This is a genomic window from Micromonospora sp. NPDC051924, assembly GCF_055586005.1.
Window position 1 is genome coordinate 52,724 of record NZ_JBVJJA010000014.1, and the last position, 18,450, is coordinate 71,173.

The window sequence follows — 18,450 nt, forward strand, 5'->3', positions numbered from 1 at the left end:
GAGCGGCCGCGGTCCGGGGCGGTCTCGTCGCCCAGCGGTGAACCGACGCCGTTCGGGTCGGCCCTCTGGCCCGCGGACCCGCCGCGACCCGAGGCGGTCGGGCCTTCCCGCCCCGACCGGCGGGTCTCCGGATCGGATCGGCTCTCCCGCCCGGACGGATCGGCCTCCGGCTCGGCCGCGTCCTTCCTCGGCGACGGGTCGGCCTCCGATTCGGATCCGTTCTCCCGTCCGGAGCGGCCGGCCACGGGCTCGGTCCCGTCCTTCCTCCCGGACAGGTCGGCTGCGGCGCTGCCCGCCGACTGCCCGCCGGACCGGATGCCCTCCGGCGTGCCCGGCCGGAGCCCGGCGGCGCCGTTCGGCCACGATGCTGCCGGCGACCCCGGACCGGTGTGGACCGGCGGGGAACGTTCCGACGCGGCCGGCGCCACGGGTCTCGGCCGCCTGGCGTCCCGGCTGCCCGGCCCGGGCGCCTTCGATCCCGGCCGGCGGGGTGTGCCCGCCCTCGCCGTCGTGGCCGCCGTCGTGGTGCTGGTCGCCGGGGTCTGGGCCTGGCGGTCCCGGCCACACGCCGAGCCGGTCCGCCCGGTGGCGGCCGCCGCGCCGGACGAACCGGAGCCGTCCCCGGCCGGGTCGTCCGCGTCCACGCAGCTGGTGGTCGCGGTCGCCGGCAAGGTACGCCGTCCCGGCCTGGTCCGGCTGCCGGCCGGTGCCCGGGTCGCCGACGCCGTCGAGGCGGCCGGCGGGGCGTTGCCCGGCGTGGACACCGCCCTGCTCAACCCGGCTCGCAAGGTCACCGACGGTGAGCTGATCCTGGTCGGCGTCGCCGCCCCGCCCGGGCAGGCGGCCCAGCCCGGCCAGCCGGCGGCGGGGCCGGCGGTCGGCGGCGCGGCGGCCCCGGGCGGGCCGGTCAACCTGAACACCGCCACCCTGGCCCAGCTCGACGCGCTGCCCGGGGTCGGGCCGGTGCTCGCCCAGCGGATCCTCGACCATCGGGAGCGGCACGGCGGCTTCCGGTCCGTCTCCGACCTGCGCCAGGTCGACGGCATCGGCGACGCCCGGTACGAGCAGCTCAAGGATCTGGTGACGGTGTGATGCCGGCACCCACGCCCGACCCGGAGGCGCCCGCGGCGGACGTCCCCGACCTGCGGCTGGCCGGGCTAGCCGTGGCCGCCTGGCTCGCCGCCCTCGCCGGTCTGCGGCTCACCGCCGGCGAGGGTGCCGCGCTGGCCGGAGTGGCCGCCGGCTTGGCCGTGGTCCTCGCCCTCCACCTGTGCGGCCTCCTCGGCAGACCGCCAGCCCCGGTCCGCCGGTACGGCTGGATCGCGGTCGCCGTGCTGCTCGGCGTGCTCTGCGGCGCGGCCGCCACCGCCGCCCGGGTCGCGGTTCGGGACGCCGCCCCGGTGCGGGCGCTGGTGGACGCGCGCACCCTGGTCACCGCCGACCTGCTGGTCCGGGACGACCCGCGCCCGGTCCGGGGTGTCCCCGGCCGCCCGGCCACCCTGCTGCTCCGCGCCGACCTGCTACGCCTCACCGACCCGGAGGGCCGCCGGTTGACCGGGACGGTGCGGGGCCTGGTGCTGGCGACCGACCCGGCCTGGCGGACCCTGCTGCCGGGGCAGCGGGTGACCGCCCACGGGCGGTTGGCCGCCCCGCGCGGTGGGGACCTGACCGCGGCGGTGCTCACCGCGACCGGGCCGCCCGCCCGGCACGGCCCGCCACCCTGGGCGCAACGGGTGGCGGGCGTGCTGCGGGCCGGGCTGCAACGCGCCTGCGAGCCGCTCCCCGAGGAGCCCGGCGGCCTGCTGCCCGGGCTGGTCGTCGGGGACACCAGCCGGCTGCCTCCGACCGTCGAGGAGGACTTCCGCACCACCGGCATGACCCACCTGAACGCCGTCTCCGGCTCGAACGTCGCGATCGTCGTCGGGGCGGTGCTGCTGCTGGCCCGGTGGGCCCGGGCCGGTCCCCGGACGGCAGCGGGGCTCTGCGTGCTGGCCCTGGTCGGGTTCGTCATCCTGGTCCGCCCGTCCCCGAGCGTGGTCCGCGCCGCGGCGATGGGAGCGATCGGGCTGGCCGGTCTCGCCGCCGGCCGGCCTCGGGCCGCGCTGCCCGCCCTCGCCGCCGCGGTCACCGTGCTGGTGCTGGTCGACCCGGAGCTGGCCGGCGACCCCGGGTTCACCCTGTCCGTGTGCGCCACCGGCGGGCTGCTGCTGCTCGCCCCCGGGTGGCGGGACGCGCTGCGTCGCCGGGGCGTACCGGCGGGGCTGGCGGAGGCGCTCGCCGTCCCGGGGGCCGCACAGCTCGCCTGCGGCCCGGTGATCGCCGGTCTCTCGGGGACGGTGAGCCTGGTCGCGGTGCCGGCGAACCTGCTGGCGGTGCCGGCCGTCGCGCCCGCCACCGTCTTCGGGGTGGCCGCCGCCGTGGTGTCGCCGGTCTGGCCGGCGGGTGCCGGGTTCGCCGCCTGGCTGGCGAGTTGGCCGGCCCGGTGGCTGGTGCTCGTGGCCGAGCAGGGTGCCCGGCTGCCCGCGGGGACGGTGCCCTGGCCGGGCGGGGTGACCGGAGCCCTGCTGCTGGCCGCTCTGTCCGTGGCGCTGCTGTTCGCCACCCGGCGACCGCTGCTGCGCCGGTTCGTCGCGGTCGGCGCGGTCGCGGTGGTGCTCGGCACGCTGCCGGTCCGGCTGCTCGCCCCCGGCTGGCCGCCGCCCGGCTGGGTGGTGGTGGCCTGCGCCGTCGGGCAGGGCGACGCCGTCGTGCTGCCGGTCACCGCCGGCCGGGCGGTGGTGGTCGACGCCGGCCCGGATCCGTCCGGCGTGGACGGGTGCCTGCGCCGGCTCGGCGTACGCGAGGTGCCGTTGCTGGTGGTCAGCCACTTCCACGCCGACCACGTGGGCGGGATCGCCGGGGTGTTCCGGGACCGGCGGGTGGCGGACGTGGTGACCCCGGCGTGGGCCGAGCCGCCCTACGGTGTGGCCCAGGTACGCGAAGCCGCACGCGGTGGTGCCGCCGCACTGCGTACCGTGCCGGTCGGCTGGCGCTGGCGGGCCGGGGGAGTGGAGCTCGCCGCCCTCGGGCCGCCGTACCCGCTGCGCGGCAGTCGGTCGGACCCGAACAACAACTCCCTGGTGCTGACGGCGACCGTCGCCGGGCTGCGGATCCTGCTGGCCGGTGATGCCGAGACGGAGGAGCAGCGGGCGCTGCTGGAGGCCGGTGGGCCCGCAGCTCTCCGGGCCGACGTGCTCAAGGTCGCCCACCACGGGTCGGCCTACCAGGACCCGGAGTTCCTGGCCGCGGTCCGGCCCACCGTCGCGTTGGTGTCGGTGGGCGCGGGCAACGACTACGGGCACCCCAACCCGGCCCTGCTGGACCGGCTGCGCCGCGGCGGCGCCCGGGTGCTGCGGACCGACACGTCGGGCGACGTCGCCGCCGTACGCGACGGGCAGGGGCTGGCGGTGGTGGCCCGGGGCATCGGGCCGGGACGCCGATCGGCCGCGCTGGGGGTCGATCATCTTGTGGGGATAGCGGGTGGATCGAATCAAATGTCTGGATTCGCGCTGAGTGCGGGCTGCGCCGTCACAGTCCTCGATGACCAGGCACGATCCGGTCGGAGCGCGTGCGAGTATGGGCGGCGTGACCCCCGCCAGCCTCCCTCCTATTCTGCTCGTTCTCGGCGACGAGGAGCTGCTCGCCACGCGAGCGGTCACCGAAGCCGTCACCCGGGCCCGCAGCGTCGACCCCGACGTCGACGTCCGGGAGTACCAGGCCGGCTCCCTGACGGTGGGCGAGATCGCCGAGATGCTCAGCCCCTCGCTCTTCGGCGGACGGCGGGTGCTGGTGCTCCGGTCCGGCCAGGACGCCCGCAAGGACCTGGTCGCCGCACTGCTCGACTACGCGAAGAACCCGGACCCCGACGTGCAGCTCGTGGTGCTGCACCTCGGCGCGGCGAAGGGGAAGGCGTTCGCCGACGGGCTGCGCGCCGCGGGCGCGACCGTCGTGCCGGCGGCGAAGCTCAAGGGGCACCGGGATCGGGTCGCGTTCGTGCGGGACGAGATCCGCCGCAGCGGAGGCAGGTGCACCGAGGACGCGGCCGAGGCACTGATCGCCGCCGTCGGCACCGACCTGCGGGAACTGGCCGCCGCCTGCTCGCAGCTCGTCGCGGACACCGACGGCCGGATCGGGGCGGACACGGTGGCCCGCTACTACAAGGGCCGGGTCGAGGTGACCGGCTTCACCGTCGCCGACGCGACGATGGTCGGTGACGTCCCCGCCGCACTGGAGGCGTTGCGCTGGGCGCTGCACGTCGGCGTCGACCCGGTGCCGATCGCCGACGCGCTCGCCGACGGCGTCCGTACGGTGGCCCGGGTCGCCTCCGCCGGGCGGGGCAGCCCGTACCAGCTCGCCAGCAGCCTGGGCATGCCGGCCTGGAAGATCGAGCGGGCGCAGCGGCAGGGGCGCGGCTGGACGCCGGAGGGCCTGGTCGAGGCGATGCGGGCGGCCGCCGAGTGCAACGCGGCCGTCAAGGGTGGCGCCGACGACCGGGCGTACGCGTTGGAGCGGGCGGTGTTCTCCGTGGCGGCGGCCCGGCAGGGCGGCGCCAGGTGACCCGATCGCGGTCCCGGGCGGCCGTGCCGACGGATCACGAGCGGTACCGGCCGCTCTACGCCCGGCTGCTGGCGTTGCGCTTCGTCAACCCGGGCGGGGTGCTCTGCTTCGTCTTCTTCGAAGGGGCGGTGGCGCTCGCCGCGCTACTCGCCCTCGCCGAACTGGTGAGCTGGTGGGCGGTGCTGGTGCTGCCGGCGGTGGTGGCCGCGATGGTCAAGATCAACGACGTGGTCGCCGAGCTGGTGATCCGCACTGCGGCACAGGTACCCGAGCAGGAACGGGACCGCTTCCGCCGGCAGATGGAGCCGGTCGTCGGGCGGGCGACGGTGCCGTCGACGGCCCGCGCGCTGCCCGGTGGCGTGCTCGCCAGGGATCCGGCGCTGCGACCGGACCGTCCCGGCGACCCGCCGCGCCGCCCCGATCAGGGAGAGCGCCGGGCATACCAGACCCGCCCCGACCCGCTGCGCTGACCACCCCGCCTCGACCCACGGTCGCGTCGCATGCTCCCGCGCCCGTCGCGCCTTGCCGGTTCCGGCCGGCAGGCTGAAGGCGGACAACCCTGCTGCCTCCTGCCAACCCCGGAGGCAGCACTGTCCCGGAGGTTGTGCGGATCTCGAGGGCGGCGGGAAGTCCGGCAGGGGCCGCCGGGAAAGCAGACAGCCGGAAGCCCCGGGGTGGTGCCCCGGGGCTTCCGGTCAGGTCTGAAGGCGCTCGTCAGGCCGAGAACGAGGCGACGCGCTTGGCGATCGCCGACTTCCGGTTGGCCGCCTGGTTGCCGTGGATGACGCCCTTGCTGGCAGCCTTGTCCAGCTTGCGGGCGGCGTCCCGCATGAGGGCGGTGGCCTTCTCGGTGTCGCCGGCCTCGGCAGCCTCGTTGAACTTCCGGATGGCGGTCTTCAGCGACGACTTGACCGACTTGTTACGCAGCCGGCGCTTTTCGTTCTGCCGGTTGCGCTTGATCTGGGACTTGATGTTCGCCACGCGACAGCCTCGTCTTGATAGCTCGGGTTGGTCTGCTTCCGCGCACGACGAGCATGCGTCATCGCCGCGCGAAGAGCCAGGTTACCAGGTCGCCCCGGGACGAGCCAAAACGGCTCGGACGGCCCGGCCCGGCCTGCCCACCGGCCGGCAGCGGGCCCGCCGGGATCGGCCGGCCCGCGTCCCGCTACGGCAATGCTCGTCGGGCGCGGCCGTGATCCACTCCGGTTGCGGAATGTCGCGGTATCCCCGGCGTGCGATACCGCGATCTGCGGCAGGTCGAGTGGATCAAGCGCCACTCGCGGCAGGTCGAGTGGATCACCCGCCACCTGCGGCGGCCGGAGCGGCCGGAGCGGGTCATGCGTCAGGTCCAGCCCTGCCGGGCGGCCAGCCAGGCGAGCGCCTGCTCGCCGCTCCACCGCTGGTGCGCCCGGATGTGCGGGGAGGCGGTCGACGGGCCGGCCGCCGCGCCGGTGAGGAAGTAGCCGGCGAGTGCGGCGAGCGTCACGTCCAGCGCGTCGGCGGGGGCGCCGGCCGCCGCCGGCTGGCCGGCGAAGGCCGCGTCCGCGTCCAGGCCGCTGGCGTACCCCGTGATCAACAGGCTGACCAGGTCGAACCAGGCCGGCCCGTGGCACAGCCAGGTCCAGTCGCAGAACCACGCCCGGCCGTCGGCGTCGAGCAGCACGTTGTCCACCCGCAGGTCGCCGTGGGCCAGTCCGCCGGTGTCGGCGTACCCGGGCAGCCGGGACTCCAGCGTGACCAGCTCGGGCAGCGGGGCCCAGGCCGGCAGCGCGGGTGTCGGCTCGCGGCCGGCCGCCACCTCGCCCCACCAGAGGATGTCGTCGCGGGCCAGGTCGGTGAGGCGGGGCAGCCCGAGCGCGACCAGTTCCGCGGGCGGGCCGGCGAGCGCGGCGGCCACCTCGGCGTAGCCGGCGAGGACGGCGTCCAGCGCGGCCGGCTGCCAGGGCAGCCGCGGGGTGTACCCGTCGACGGCGCTCAGCCCGACCGCGTACCAGCCGGCCTCGGTGAGCGCCCAGCGGGGCCGGGGGACCGGCAGGCCGGCGGGGAGCCGGGCCAGGATCCGGGCCTCGTGGAAGTACCAGTCGACCAGGTGCCGCTGCCCGTCCAGCGCCGCCGCCTTGACGAAGACCCGGTCGCCGTCGGGGCCGGTGAGCACTGCGGCGAAGCCCCGGGTGAAGCCGCCGCCGGCCACCCGGACCACCGCCGGGGGGCCGCCGAGCCGCGCGGCGATTCCGTCCCGCAGCGCGGCCGGCAGCGCGGCCCAGCCGGGGCGTACGGCCGTCGCGTCGTACGGCACCGGGGGCAGGGAGATCCGGGGCACAGCCGCCATTGTCGTACGGCAATGGCAGCATCCGTGCCGTGGACATGGAGGAGCCGCGACCCGCCCCGCTGCCGCGCCGGGACCGCCGGCCGGTCTGGGAGACTGCCAGGCCATGAGGACCGACGACTTCTGGCAGCTGATCGATCAGGCCCGCGCCGGCGCCGGGGGAGAGCCTGACGCGGTCGCCGCCCGGGCGGTCGCCCTGCTCGCCGAGCGGGCCCCGGAGGAGATCGTCGGGTACGCCCGGCACCAGGAGCGGGTGCTCGCCGCCTCCTACCAGGTCGACCTGTGGGGCGCGGCGTACCTGATCAACGGTGGTGCCTCGAACGACGGCTTCGAGTACTTCCGGGGCTGGTTGATGACCCAGGGTCGGGCGGTGTTCGCCCGGGCGGTGGCCGATCCCGACTCCCTCGCCGAGCTGCCCCGGGTCCGGGCGGCCGCGCTCAGCGGTGAGGAGTTCCACTGCGAGGACATGCTGGCGGTGCCGTGGCAGGCGTACCGGAAGGCGACCGCGGCCGACCTGCCGGGGGACCGCACCCCCGTGCCCACGCCCGACCTGAACGACTTCTGGGACTTCGACGACGAGGACGAGGCGCGGCGGCGGCTGCCGAGGCTCGCCGCGCTCTTCGTCGAGCCGCCGGAGGAGTGACGGGGGAGCCCCGGCGTGCCCCGGGCGACGTGGGAGCATAGAGGGGGCCGGCGTCGCGCCGGCCCGCTCACGTCAGCCGACCAGAACGGACCGCTGTGCCACCGACGCTCGATCCCGGCGCGAACGCTCCTGGTGCCACCGACCCGGCGCGCATCAGGAACTTCTGCATCATCGCCCACATCGACCACGGGAAGTCGACCCTGGCCGACCGGATGCTGCAGCTCACCGGCGTGGTCGACCCCCGGCAGATGCGCGCGCAGTACCTCGACCGGATGGACATCGAGCGCGAGCGCGGCATCACCATCAAGAGCCAGGCCGTCCGCATGCCGTGGACCGTTCGGGAGGGCGACCGGGCCGGCGAGACCGCCGTGCTGAACATGATCGACACCCCGGGCCACGTCGACTTCACCTACGAGGTGTCCCGGTCCCTGGCCGCCTGCGAGGGCGCGATCCTGCTGGTCGACGCCGCCCAGGGCATCGAGGCGCAGACCCTGGCCAACCTCTACCTGGCCCTCGAGAACGACCTGCACATCATCCCGGTGCTCAACAAGATCGACCTGCCGGCCGCCCAGCCGGAGAAGTACGCCGAGGAACTCGCCCACCTGATCGGCGGCGACCCGGCGGACTGCATCAAGGTCTCCGGCAAGACCGGTGAGGGCGTGCCGCACCTGCTCGACGAGATCGTCCGGCAGTTCGTGCCCCCGGTCGGTGTCGCGCAGGCCCCGGCCCGGGCGATGATCTTCGACTCGGTGTACGACGTCTACCGCGGCGTGGTCACCTACGTCCGGGTGGTGGACGGCCGGATCGGCGCCCGGGACCGGATCAAGATGATGTCCACCGGCGCGGTCCACGAGCTGCTGGAGATCGGCGTCATCTCGCCGGAGATGGTGAAGGCCGACGCGCTGGGCGTCGGCGAGGTGGGCTACCTGATCACCGGCGTGAAGGACGTCCGGCAGTCCCGGGTCGGTGACACGGTCACCATCAACGGCAACCCGGCCAAGGAGGCGCTCGGCGGCTACAAGGACCCGAAGCCGATGGTCTACTCGGGGCTCTACCCGATCGACGGGTCGGACTACCCGAACCTGCGCGAGGCGCTGGACAAGCTCAAGCTGAACGACGCCGCGCTGGTCTACGAGCCGGAGACCTCGGGTGCCCTGGGCTTCGGTTTCCGCTGCGGCTTCCTCGGCCTGCTGCACCTGGAGATCATCCGGGAGCGGCTGGAGCGGGAGTTCAACCTCGATCTGATCTCCACCGCCCCGAACGTGGTCTACCGGGCCATTACCGAGGACGGTCAGGAGATCGTGGTCACCAACCCGAGCGAGTACCCCACCGGCAAGATCGCCGAGGTGTACGAGCCGACGGTGCGGGCCACCGTGCTCACGCCGAACGACTACGTCGGCGCGGTGATGGAGCTGTGCCAGGGCCGCCGGGGCAGCCTGCTCGGCATGGACTACCTCTCCGCCGACCGGGTGGAGCTGCGTTACACCCTCCCGCTCGCGGAGATCATCTTCGACTTCTTCGACCAGTTGAAGAGCCGCACCAAGGGTTACGCCTCGCTGGACTACGAGCCTTCCGGCGAGCAGTCGTCCGACCTGGTCAAGGTGGACATCCTGCTGCACGGCGAGCCGGTGGACGCGTTCAGCGCCATCGTGCACAAGGACAAGGCGTACAACTACGGCACCACCATCGCCGCGAAGCTGCGCACCCTGATCCCGCGCCAGCAGTTCGAGGTGCCGATCCAGGCCGCCATCGGCAGCCGGGTGATCGCCCGGGAGACCATCCGCGCCATCCGCAAGGACGTGCTCGCCAAGTGCTACGGCGGTGACATCAGCCGGAAGCGCAAGCTGCTGGAGAAGCAGAAGGAAGGCAAGAAGCGGATGAAGATGGTGGGCCGGGTGGAGGTCCCGCAGGAGGCCTTCATCGCCGCGCTCTCCTCCGACTCCGGGGACGCCAAGGCCCCCGGCAAGAAGTAGGTCCGCCCGACGCCGACGTGACGGCCGGCGCTCCGCTCGCGACGACCCGTGCCGGGTCGCGGCGACGGGGCGCCGGCCGTTTCCGCGTACCGGGAAGGAATTTTTCCGCCGCCGACGCCCGCCCCCGGATTCCGACCGCATCCCTGGTGACCTGCGCGATCGTCTGCTTCGGACGGAAATCGACGCAGCGGCGCCCGGACGCCCGGGACAGGTGTTGCTCGATGAGTCGGTTTGGGTTTTCGGCGGCTCGGGAACTTACCGGTCACGACAGGAACCACACAGAAGGTGTGAACCTACTTCAAAGGAGAACGACCGTGACCGTCTGGGGCATTCTTACCGCGCTGGTGGTTGGTCTGATCGTCGGGGCTCTGGGTCGCCTGGTCGTTCCGGGCCGCCAGAACATGCCGATCTGGCTGCACATGCTGATCGGCGTGGGTGCCGCGCTGCTCGGCACCGTGCTGGCCCGGGCCCTGGGTATCGCGACCGAGACCTCCGGTATCGACTGGATGGAGCTGCTGGTGCAGGTCGTGCTGGCCGCCATCGCCGTGGCCCTGGTGGCCGGCGTGGGTCGTCGGCGGAGCGTCTCGCGCTACTGACCCCACCCCCTGAACGCTGAGCGGGCGTCCGACCTCCGGGTCGGGCGCCCGCTGGCGTGCGCGCTCACGATTCCGTCGGTGCGCCGCCCCCAGGATGGCTGCGGTCGGGGGAAAGCGCAGGCCAGCGAGGTTCGGTCCAGTTCATCACCGAAGTCGGTTTGGGTTTTCGGCGGGTCGGGAACTTAGCGGTCACGACAGCGAACACACGACCCCCGTGTGACACATCTTTCGAGGAGGAGAACGACCATGACCGTCACGGGCATCATCACCGCGCTCATCGTTGGTCTGATCGTCGGCGCTCTGGGTCGCCTGGTCGTTCCGGGCCGCCAGAACATGCCGATCTGGCTGCACATGCTGATCGGCGTGGGTGCCGCGCTGCTCGGCACCGTGCTGGCCCGGGCCCTGGGTATCGCGACCGCCACCAAGGGCGTCGACTGGATGGAGCTGCTGGTGCAGGTCGTGCTGGCCGCCATCGCCGTGGCCCTGGTGGCCGGCGTGGGCCGTCGGCGGAGCGTCTCGCGCTACTGACCCGCATCACCGCAACGCCGAGCGGGCGTCCGACCTCCTGGTCGGGCGCCCGCTGTCGTGTGCGCCCCTGACCTGCCCGGACGGCACCCCTGCCGCCCGGGCGGCAGGCTGCGATACGGTCGCCTCGCCCGACCGTCGCGAGAACCCCCTGTTGTAAAGGAAATTTTCCTACTAAGGTGCGGCGGAGAAGGTTAGTGCCAAGCGGCGCGAGGGAGATATGGCGTGAACAGGTGGAAGCGGCTGGTTCCGGTCACCGCCATCGTGGCCTCGGCCGCGATGGTGCTGGCCGGGTGCGGTGGCTCCGGGGACGACGACAAGGCCGCGGACAACAGCAAGCTGACGGTCTGGATGATGGGTGAGGGCGGCGACGCCCAGACCAAGTTCCTCGACAGCGTCGAGGCGGAGTTCAAGAAGAAGCACCCCGAGACCGACGTGGTGGTGCAGTACATCCCCTGGCTCGAGGCGCCGAAGAAGTTCCAGGCCGCGCTCGCCGGTGGGGAGGGCCCCGACGTCACCGAGCTGGGCAACACCGAGACCCAGGGCTGGGCGGCCCAGGAGGCCCTCGCCGACGTCTCGGGCAAGTTCAACGGCTGGTCCGAGGGGAAGGACATCCTCCCCGGGCTGGTCAAGAACGCCCAGCTCGACGGTAAGCAGTACGGCGTCCCGTGGTACGCCGGCGTGCGCGCCGTCTACTACCGCACCGACTGGTTCGCCGAGGCCGGCGTGAAGCCGCCGACGACCTGGGACGAGCTGGTCACCGTCGCCAAGACCGTCCAGGCCAAGAAGCCGGGCACCTACGGCATCGCCCTGCCCGGCAACTCCGAGCTGCCGTTCTACTCCTTCCTCTGGGGCGCCGGCGCCGAGATCGCCACCAAGCAGGGCGACACCTGGAAGTCCGGCTACAACACGCCGGAGGCGCAGAAGGCGGTCAAGTTCTGGACCGACCTGGTGACCGTGCACAAGGTCGCCCCGCCGGCCGCCGCCGGCTGGAACGAGGTCGACGCCCGGACCCAGTTCGCCACCGGCAAGGCCGCCATGGCGTTCGCCGGTAGCTGGCAGGGCGGCGCGATGAAGAAGGACAACCCGGACATCGAGAAGGTCTGGGGTACGTTCCCGATCCCCGGCCCGGACGGCAAGCCGGCCCCGGCCTTCGCCGGCGGTTCCGACATCGCCCTCTGGAAGGACAGCAAGAAGCAGGACCTGGCCTGGGACTACCTGACCGTGCTGCTGAGCAAGCAGAAGGACCAGGAGTTCGCCAGCAGCCTCGGCTTCTTCCCGGTCTACCAGGACCTGGTCGGCGGCGGCAACTACGCCAACGACAAGGTGATGGCCGCGTTCGCCACCGCCATGCAGAACACCAAGCTGACCCCGCTCACCCCGAAGTGGGTCGAGGTCAGCCGGACCAAGACGGTGACCCAGGCGATGAACAGCTCGGTCATCAAGGGTCAGAAGACGGTCGAGAAGGCCACCGCCGACGCGGCCACCGAGATGGAAGGCATCTTGAACAGCAAGTGAGCTTACTGACCAAGAGCCCCGGCGAAGCCGCCGCGCGGGAGACCCCCGCGCGGCGGCGCCGTCGCGTGGACCGCCTCCCGTACCTGCTGCTCCTGCCCTGTCTGGCGATCATCGCGGTGCTGCTGCTCTGGCCGCTCGGCCAGGTCGTGATGATGTCCTTCTACAAGCTGAACAGCGTCCGGCAGCTACGGGGGGACCGCGAGTGGCCGTGGGTCGGCCTGGCCAACTACGCGCAGATCCTCGGCGACCCGTTCTTCCGTACGGTGCTGCGCAACACCGTGCTCTTCGCCGTGGCGAACGTGGTGCTCACCATGATCCTCGGCACCCTGGTCGGGCTGCTGCTCAACCGGCTGGGCCGGAAGATGGCCACCTTCGTGGCCAGTTGCGTGATGCTGGCCTGGGCCACCCCGGCGCTGACCGGCACCATCGTCTGGAAGTGGATCTTCGACGACACCAGCGGCCTGGTCACCTGGCTGTTCAACAAGCTCCCGGACGGGCTGTCGACGGCGCTCTTCGGGCGCAGCGACTGGACCGGCTACGGCTGGTTCAACGACCCGCTGCTCTTCTTCGCGATCCTCACCCTGGTGGTGGTCTGGCACTCGTTCCCGTTCATCGCGGTGAGCGTGCTGGCCGGGCTCAAGAGCGTGCCGAGCGAGCTTCAGGAGGCCGCCCGAGTTGACGGGGCCGGGCCGTGGCGGGTGTTCTGGTCGGTGACCTTCCCGATGCTGCGCCCGGTCTTCGGCATCCTGGTGGTGCTCTCCACCATCTGGGACTTCAAGGTCTTCACCCAGCAGTTCGTGCTGGCCGGCGGCACCCAGGACCGCTCGACCTTCATGCTGTCGATCTACTCGTACGCGGAGGCGTTCTCGCCCCCGCCCAAGTACGGCCTCGGCTCGGCGATCGCGGTCATCCTCACCCTGATCCTGCTCGTCGTGACCGCCCTGTACGTCCGCATGGTGCTCCGGCAGGAGGACGAGTCGTGAAAAAGATCGCCCTCAACGCCGCCGGCCTGCTGGTCGCGCTCTTCGCGGCCTTCCCGGTCTACTGGATGGTCGCCACCTCGCTGAAGCCGAACCGGGAGATCTTCTCGGCCACGCCACGCCCGGTGCCGGCGAAGCCGACCCTGGAGCACTACCGGGAGATCCTCACCGGGAATCTCATCCCCGGCGTGACCTTCACCGACTTCTTCCTCAACAGCGTGCTGGTCGCGGTGGCCACCGTGCTGCTCAGCGGGCTGGTCGCGCTGCTGGCCGCGACCGCGGTGGCACGGTTCCGGTTCCGGCTGCGCACCACGTTCCTGATCCTGCTGCTCGTGGTGCAGATGATCCCGCTGGAGGCGCTGGTCATCCCGCTCTTCCTGATGATCCAGCGGCTTGGGCTCTACAACACCCTGCCCAGCCTGATCCTGACGTACCTCGGCTTCTCCCTGCCGTTCGCGGTCTGGATGCTGCGTGGCTTCGTGGCCGCGGTGCCGAAGGAACTGGAGGAGGCGGCGGCGATCGACGGTGCCAGCCGGGCCCAGACCTTCCGCCGGATCCTCTTCCCGCTGGTCGCCCCCGGGCTGGTCGCCACCAGCATCTTCTCCTTCATCACCGCCTGGAACGAGCTGATCTTCGCGTTGACCTTCGTGAACGACCAGCACAAGTACACCCTGCCGGTGGCGATGACCTTCTTCTTCGGGCGGGACGACACCGCGTGGGGCTCGGTGATGGCCGCCTCCACGCTGTTCACCCTGCCGGTGATCGTGTTCTTCCTGCTGGTCCAGCGCCGGATGGTCTCCGGACTGGTGGCCGGTGCCGTCAAGGGCTGACCGTCGGCGGTCCGGACGGCCCGTCCCACTAGGCTGACCGCCATGACGGGCAGGCTGGCGGCGGTGAACCTCGCCGTGGTGACCGAGGCGGAGTGGGCGGGCGACCCGAGCGGCCGCAGCGGGATCGACAAGCGACCGGCCGGTGGCCGGGTGGCGGTCCGGTTCGCCGGCCTGGAAGGCGACTTCATCGGCGAGCGGGCCCACCACGGTGGGCCCGACCAGGCGGTCTACGCGTACGCCGAGGAGGACGCCGGCTGGTGGGCCGCCGAGCTGGGCCGGTCGCTGCGGCCGGGCGCCTTCGGCGAGAACCTGACCACGTACGCGGTGGACGTCACCGGCGCGGTGATCGGCGAGCGCTGGGCGGTCGGCACCGCCCTGCTGGAGGTGACCAAGCCGCGCACGCCGTGCACCACCTTCGCCGGGTTCTGGGGCGTGCCCGACCTGATCAAGCGGTTCACCGTGCGGGCCGCGCCGGGAGCCTACCTGCGGGTGCTGCGGGAGGGCGAGGTCGGCGCCGGCGACCCGGTCGAGGTGGTGGACCGCCCGGCGCACGGGGTCACCATCGGTCAGGTGTTCCGGGCCACCACGCTGGAGCCCGAGCTGCTGCCCACCCTTTTCGACGTGCCGGAGCTGCCCGAGGCGGTCCGGGAGAAGGTCCGCCGTCGCCTCGGCGTCGCCCCCGCCTGAGCCGCCCGCGGCGCGGCCCCGGACCGGTCGGCCGAGGGCCCGGCCGGATCAGGTCGCGGCGAAGACCTCCGCGCTCACCTGGGCCGGTGCGTCGCCGTTCTTCACCTTGTCCCAGGTGCCGTGCTCGGCGGTCCACTCCAGGCCGCCGAAGCGGACCCGCTTCACCCCGTGGTCGTCGGCGTGCGAGACCAGCCAGTGGGCGTACCGCCAGCCGATCCGGCTGTCCGCGGCGGGCAGCGTGAAGTCGGTCAGGTCGGTCGGCGCGGTGAGACCGGGCAGGCCCCAGTCAAGGACCAGGTTCTGCACCAGCGCGGTCGCGGCGGCCGGGCCACGCATCGTCGGCGTCGGTCCGACCGTGCAGGCCACCGCGCCGGTCGCGTCGCCGAGCAGGGCCCGGGTGAGGACCTCGGCCTCGTCCGCCCACTTCTGGTACGCCTCGGGGTAGGCCGACCGCTGCACCCGCTGGGCGGCCTCGGTGACCCGCATCTTCTGCCAGCCCTTGACCTTCTTCAGCGCGGCGTAGAACTTGTTCGCCGCGTAGCGCGGGTCGCGGATCTCCTGCGGGGTGCCCCAGCCCTGGCTCGGGCGCTGCTGGAACAGCCCCAGCGAGTCCCGGTCGCCGTGCGCGATGTTGCGCAGGTGCGACTCCTGGTACGCGGTCGCCAGCGCCACCACCACGGCCCGCTCGGGCATCTGCCGCTGCACGCCGATGGCCGCGATGGTGGCCGCGTTGGCCATCTGGTCGGCGCCGAGCACGACCCGCCCGTCGGCCTGGACGGTGCAGGTGCGGCTGGCCATCGGCAGCCGCAGCGGCTGCCCGAACTGCCTGGCCACGAACCAGACGCCGAGCAGGGCCAGCACGCACACCGCCACCCCGGCCGCCACGATCGCCACCCTGGTTCGCACCCGCACCTCCTGTCCCGACAGTCCGCAAGACTACGTGCCCGGATGGGCGGATCGGGTCGGCCGACCGGCTGCCTCCCGCTCCGTCACCGCCCGACCACGCGCCGGTGCTCTCAGTCTTCGGCGGGCACCCAGGCGGCGGGCCGCTTCTCGCGGAACGCCTGGACACCCTCCCGGCCCTCCTCGGACAGGAAGTACCCGGTGGAGAGGGCGGCCAACTCGGCGATCTCCGTGCGCAGGTCGGTGGCGGCCGGCCGGCGCAGCAGCTCCTTGGTCCCGGCGAGGGCCCCCGGCGCGCCCTTCACCAGCGAGGCGCAGTAGCGCGCCACCGCGGCGTCCAGCCCGTCGGCCGGCACCGCCGCGGTGACCAGGCCGATCTCGGCGGCCCGGTGGCCGTCGAAGGTGTCGCCGGTCAGGTACAGCTCGGCGGCGGCCCGGGGGTGCAGCCGGGGCAGCACGGTCGCCGAGATCACCGCCGGGATCACCCCGATCCGGACCTCGGTGAAGGCGAACGTGGCCTCCTCCGCGCAGACCGCCAGGTCGGCCGCCGCGATCAGGCCCAGCCCGCCGGCCCGCGCCGGCCCGGCCACCTTCGCCAGCACCGGCTTCGGGCACTCCCGGACCGCGACCAGCACGTCGCCGAGCATCCCGGCGGGCACCGTGCCGCTGGCGTACGCGGCGGCGGTCTCCTTCAGGTCGGCCCCGGAGCAGAAGACCGGCCCGGTGTGGTCCAGCACGATCGCCCGGACCGCGTCGTCGGCGACCGCCGCGGCCAGCCCGGCCAGCAGCTCGGTCATCAGCGGGGTGGAGAGCGCGTTGCGGTTGTGCGGGCTGTCCAGGGTGAGGGTGGTCACCCCACGGGCCGTGGCGACCCGCACGAGAGCGTCCGGAGAGGTCATGCCGGGCACACTAGTGGCCATGCCCGGCGCTCTTCCAGAAGGTGAATCCGTCCCGCGCGACGGATCGCTGCCCGTTGCCGCCCGCCGCGCCGTCGGCGCCCGCGGCTTCGGCGTGTACGTGCACGTCCCGTTCTGCGCGAGCCGCTGCGGCTACTGCGACTTCAACACGTACACCGCCGCCGAGCTGGGCGGTGGGGCGAGCCGGGAGACGTACGCCGACACGGTGCTGGCCGAGCTGGCACTGGCCGGGCGGGTGCTCGGCGACACCCCGCCGCCGCGGGTGGACACCGTCTTCGTCGGCGGCGGCACGCCCACCCTGCTGCCGCCCGACGACCTGGCCCGGATCCTCGACGGCATCGACCGCACCTGGGGGCTGGCCGCCGACGCCGAGGTGACCACCGAGGCCAACCCGGAGTCGGTCAACCCGGAGTCGCTGAAGACGCTGCGGACGGCCGGCTACACCCGGATCTCGCTGGGCATGCAGTCCGCCGCGCCCGGGGTGCTGGCGATCCTCGACCGGCAGCACAGCGCCGGGCGGGCCGCCGCCGCCGCCCTCGAGGCGCGGGACGCCGGTTTCGACCACGTCAACCTGGACCTGATCTACGGCACCCCGGGGGAGAGCGCCGCGGACTTCGCCGCCTCGCTGGAGCAGGTCGTCGCGGCGGGCGTCGACCACGTCAGCGCGTACGCGCTGATCGTGGAGGACGGCACCCGGCTGGCCGCGCGGATGCGCCGGGGCGAGCTGCCGTACCCCTCGGACGACGTGGCGGCGGACCGCTACCTGGCCGCGGAGGCCGCCCTCGACGCGGCCGGCTTCTCCTGGTACGAGGTCTCCAACTGGGCCCGCTCCGAGGCGGCCCGGTGCCGGCACAACCTGCTCTACTGGACCGGCGCGGACTGGTGGGGCCTCGGCCCCGGGGCGCACAGTCATGTCGGCGGGGTGCGCTGGTGGAACGTCAAGCACCCCACCACGTACGCGCAGCGCCTGGCGGCGGGGGAGTCACCCGGCCTGGCCCGGGAGCTGCTCACCCCGGCGGAGGCGCACATGGAGGACGTGATGCTGCGGCTGCGGCTCGCCTCCGGCCTGCCCCTGGACGTGCTGGACGAGGCGGGGCGGGCGGCGGCCGACCGCGCCCTGGCCGACGGCCTGCTGGACGCCGACGGGTACGCGGCCGGCCGGGCCGTGCTCACCCTGCGCGGCCGGCTGCTGGCCGACGCGGTGGTCCGCGACCTGGTGTCCTGACCGGGACCCGGCCGGCCCGGAAGCCGGCCGGGCCGGGGTCACTTGATCAGGCTGGCCGACATCGGGTAGCGGTAGAGCTGCCCCTCGTTGGCCTTCACCCCGGCGAGCACGCCGAAGATGATGCCGACGAGCATCGCGCCGAGACCGATCACGAAACCGATCAGGATGCAGGCGAGGATCCAGCCGACCAGCGCGATGATCGACCAGATGAGCTGGAAGTTCAGCGCGGCGACCGCGTGTGCGCGGACGGTCGGCGACTGGTTGCCGCGGGCGAGCAGGGCGATGAGCGGGGCCACCCAGCCCAGCACCCCGCCGCCGACGAACATCCCGGCCGCGCCGCCGAAGTGCGCGACCAGGGCCCAGGTCTTGTCGTCGTTGTTCGCGTAGCCGGTCGGCGCGCCGTACGCGCCGCCGGTCGGGTACCCGACACCCGGCGGGGGCTGGCCGCCCGGCGGGGGGTAGCCACCAGGGGGCGGGTAGCCGCCTGACGGGGGCTGGCCGCCGGAGGGCGGCGGAGAGTCACCGGGCGGGGGATAGCCGCCCCCGCCCGGTGCCCCGGACAGTGGTGCGGTGGGAGGCTCGTCCGCCGACGACGAGCCGTACGGGGCCGACGGCGGGGTCGCCTCCGGCGGCTGGGCGCCGGAGTCCCCCGCTCCGGGAGGGCGAGGAGGTTCAGTCATGGACGTCACGGTAGGTCCGGTACGCAAGGGCGCACCAGAGCGACATCGCCC

The 18,450-nt window shown here is 73.5% G+C and carries 17 protein-coding genes and 1 pseudogene; 13 read left to right on the forward strand and 5 right to left on the reverse strand.

All coding sequences use genetic code 11. The features are described from left to right. Positions 1–315 precede the first annotated feature (315 nt). The 4 genes and pseudogenes from ACZ6S5_RS13690 to ACZ6S5_RS13705 all read left to right on the forward strand — a co-directional run bounded on the left by ACZ6S5_RS13690 (position 316) and on the right by ACZ6S5_RS13705 (position 5,066). A complete protein-coding gene (locus ACZ6S5_RS13690; protein WP_466000532.1) occupies positions 316–1,092 on the forward strand; it encodes a ComEA family DNA-binding protein in 777 nt (258 codons plus the stop codon). Then, positions 1,092–3,464 (forward strand): annotated as a pseudogene (locus ACZ6S5_RS13695) (ComEC/Rec2 family competence protein); the annotation flags it as partial. The gene ACZ6S5_RS13690 and the pseudogene ACZ6S5_RS13695, both read left to right, overlap by 1 nt. 151 nt (positions 3,465–3,615) lie before the next feature. Further along, entirely contained in the window at positions 3,616–4,596 is a 981-nt protein-coding gene (holA, locus tag ACZ6S5_RS13700; protein WP_466000389.1) for a DNA polymerase III subunit delta, read from the forward strand. Continuing rightward, positions 4,593–5,066: a hypothetical protein gene (locus tag ACZ6S5_RS13705; RefSeq protein WP_466000390.1), complete on the forward strand. Its 474-nt coding sequence runs from the start codon at positions 4,593–4,595 to the stop codon at positions 5,064–5,066. The genes holA and ACZ6S5_RS13705 overlap by 4 nt, the downstream gene beginning before the upstream one ends. A 244-nt stretch (positions 5,067–5,310) precedes the next feature. Here the strand turns inward: ACZ6S5_RS13705 and rpsT are convergent, their stop codons facing one another. Both rpsT and ACZ6S5_RS13715 read right to left on the reverse strand, forming a co-directional pair. Further along, positions 5,311–5,577 carry a 30S ribosomal protein S20 gene (rpsT, locus tag ACZ6S5_RS13710; protein WP_466000392.1) on the reverse strand — a complete coding sequence of 89 codons (267 nt, stop codon included), beginning with the start codon at positions 5,575–5,577 and terminating at the stop codon, positions 5,311–5,313. A gap of 361 nt (positions 5,578–5,938) precedes the next feature. Then, on the reverse strand, positions 5,939–6,925 hold the full coding sequence (locus ACZ6S5_RS13715; RefSeq protein ID WP_466000394.1) for a phosphotransferase family protein: 987 nt from the start codon (positions 6,923–6,925) through the stop codon (positions 5,939–5,941). Positions 6,926–7,028: 103 nt separating this feature from the next. Here ACZ6S5_RS13715 and ACZ6S5_RS13720 point away from each other — a divergent pair, with 103 nt between their 5' ends. The 8 genes from ACZ6S5_RS13720 to ACZ6S5_RS13755 all read left to right on the forward strand — a co-directional run bounded on the left by ACZ6S5_RS13720 (position 7,029) and on the right by ACZ6S5_RS13755 (position 14,674). After that, positions 7,029–7,565: a DUF4240 domain-containing protein gene (locus ACZ6S5_RS13720; RefSeq protein ID WP_466000396.1), complete on the forward strand. Its 537-nt coding sequence runs from the start codon at positions 7,029–7,031 to the stop codon at positions 7,563–7,565. A gap of 95 nt (positions 7,566–7,660) precedes the next feature. Further along, complete coding sequence (gene lepA, locus ACZ6S5_RS13725) at positions 7,661–9,538, forward strand: translation elongation factor 4 (protein ID WP_466000398.1); 1,878 nt, start codon at positions 7,661–7,663, stop codon at positions 9,536–9,538. A gap of 314 nt (positions 9,539–9,852) precedes the next feature. Then, positions 9,853–10,134: a GlsB/YeaQ/YmgE family stress response membrane protein gene (locus tag ACZ6S5_RS13730; RefSeq protein WP_466000400.1), complete on the forward strand. Its 282-nt coding sequence runs from the start codon at positions 9,853–9,855 to the stop codon at positions 10,132–10,134. A 246-nt stretch (positions 10,135–10,380) separates the two neighbouring features. After that, positions 10,381–10,662 carry a GlsB/YeaQ/YmgE family stress response membrane protein gene (locus tag ACZ6S5_RS13735; protein WP_466000401.1) on the forward strand — a complete coding sequence of 94 codons (282 nt, stop codon included), beginning with the start codon at positions 10,381–10,383 and terminating at the stop codon, positions 10,660–10,662. A gap of 222 nt (positions 10,663–10,884) precedes the next feature. Then, complete coding sequence (locus tag ACZ6S5_RS13740) at positions 10,885–12,177, forward strand: sugar ABC transporter substrate-binding protein (RefSeq protein ID WP_466000402.1); 1,293 nt, start codon at positions 10,885–10,887, stop codon at positions 12,175–12,177. Further along, positions 12,174–13,160, forward strand: coding sequence for a carbohydrate ABC transporter permease (locus ACZ6S5_RS13745; protein ID WP_466000404.1), 987 nt, complete (start codon positions 12,174–12,176; stop codon positions 13,158–13,160). Before ACZ6S5_RS13740 ends, ACZ6S5_RS13745 begins: the two co-directional genes overlap by 4 nt. Further along, a complete protein-coding gene (locus ACZ6S5_RS13750; protein ID WP_466000406.1) occupies positions 13,157–13,987 on the forward strand; it encodes a carbohydrate ABC transporter permease in 831 nt (276 codons plus the stop codon). The genes ACZ6S5_RS13745 and ACZ6S5_RS13750 overlap by 4 nt, the downstream gene beginning before the upstream one ends. Before the next feature lie 42 nt (positions 13,988–14,029). Then, positions 14,030–14,674, forward strand: coding sequence for an MOSC domain-containing protein (locus ACZ6S5_RS13755; protein ID WP_466000407.1), 645 nt, complete (start codon positions 14,030–14,032; stop codon positions 14,672–14,674). A gap of 48 nt (positions 14,675–14,722) precedes the next feature. On the opposite strand, the gene ACZ6S5_RS13760 is transcribed toward ACZ6S5_RS13755, so the two are convergent. Then, positions 14,723–15,586, reverse strand: a complete 864-nt coding sequence (locus ACZ6S5_RS13760) for a hypothetical protein (RefSeq protein WP_466000409.1) — start codon at positions 15,584–15,586, stop codon at positions 14,723–14,725. A gap of 104 nt (positions 15,587–15,690) precedes the next feature. Continuing rightward, complete coding sequence (locus ACZ6S5_RS13765; RefSeq protein WP_466000411.1) at positions 15,691–16,476, reverse strand: enoyl-CoA hydratase-related protein; 786 nt, start codon at positions 16,474–16,476, stop codon at positions 15,691–15,693. A 19-nt stretch (positions 16,477–16,495) separates the two neighbouring features. On the opposite strand from ACZ6S5_RS13765, the gene hemW reads away from it, so the two are divergent. Next, positions 16,496–17,719, forward strand: coding sequence for a radical SAM family heme chaperone HemW (hemW, locus tag ACZ6S5_RS13770; protein WP_466000412.1), 1,224 nt, complete (start codon positions 16,496–16,498; stop codon positions 17,717–17,719). Between the two features lie 38 nt (positions 17,720–17,757). Here the strand turns inward: hemW and ACZ6S5_RS13775 are convergent, their stop codons facing one another. Further along, a complete protein-coding gene (locus ACZ6S5_RS13775) occupies positions 17,758–18,399 on the reverse strand; it encodes a DUF4870 domain-containing protein (protein WP_466000414.1) in 642 nt (213 codons plus the stop codon). Positions 18,400–18,450: the final 51 nt, after the last annotated feature.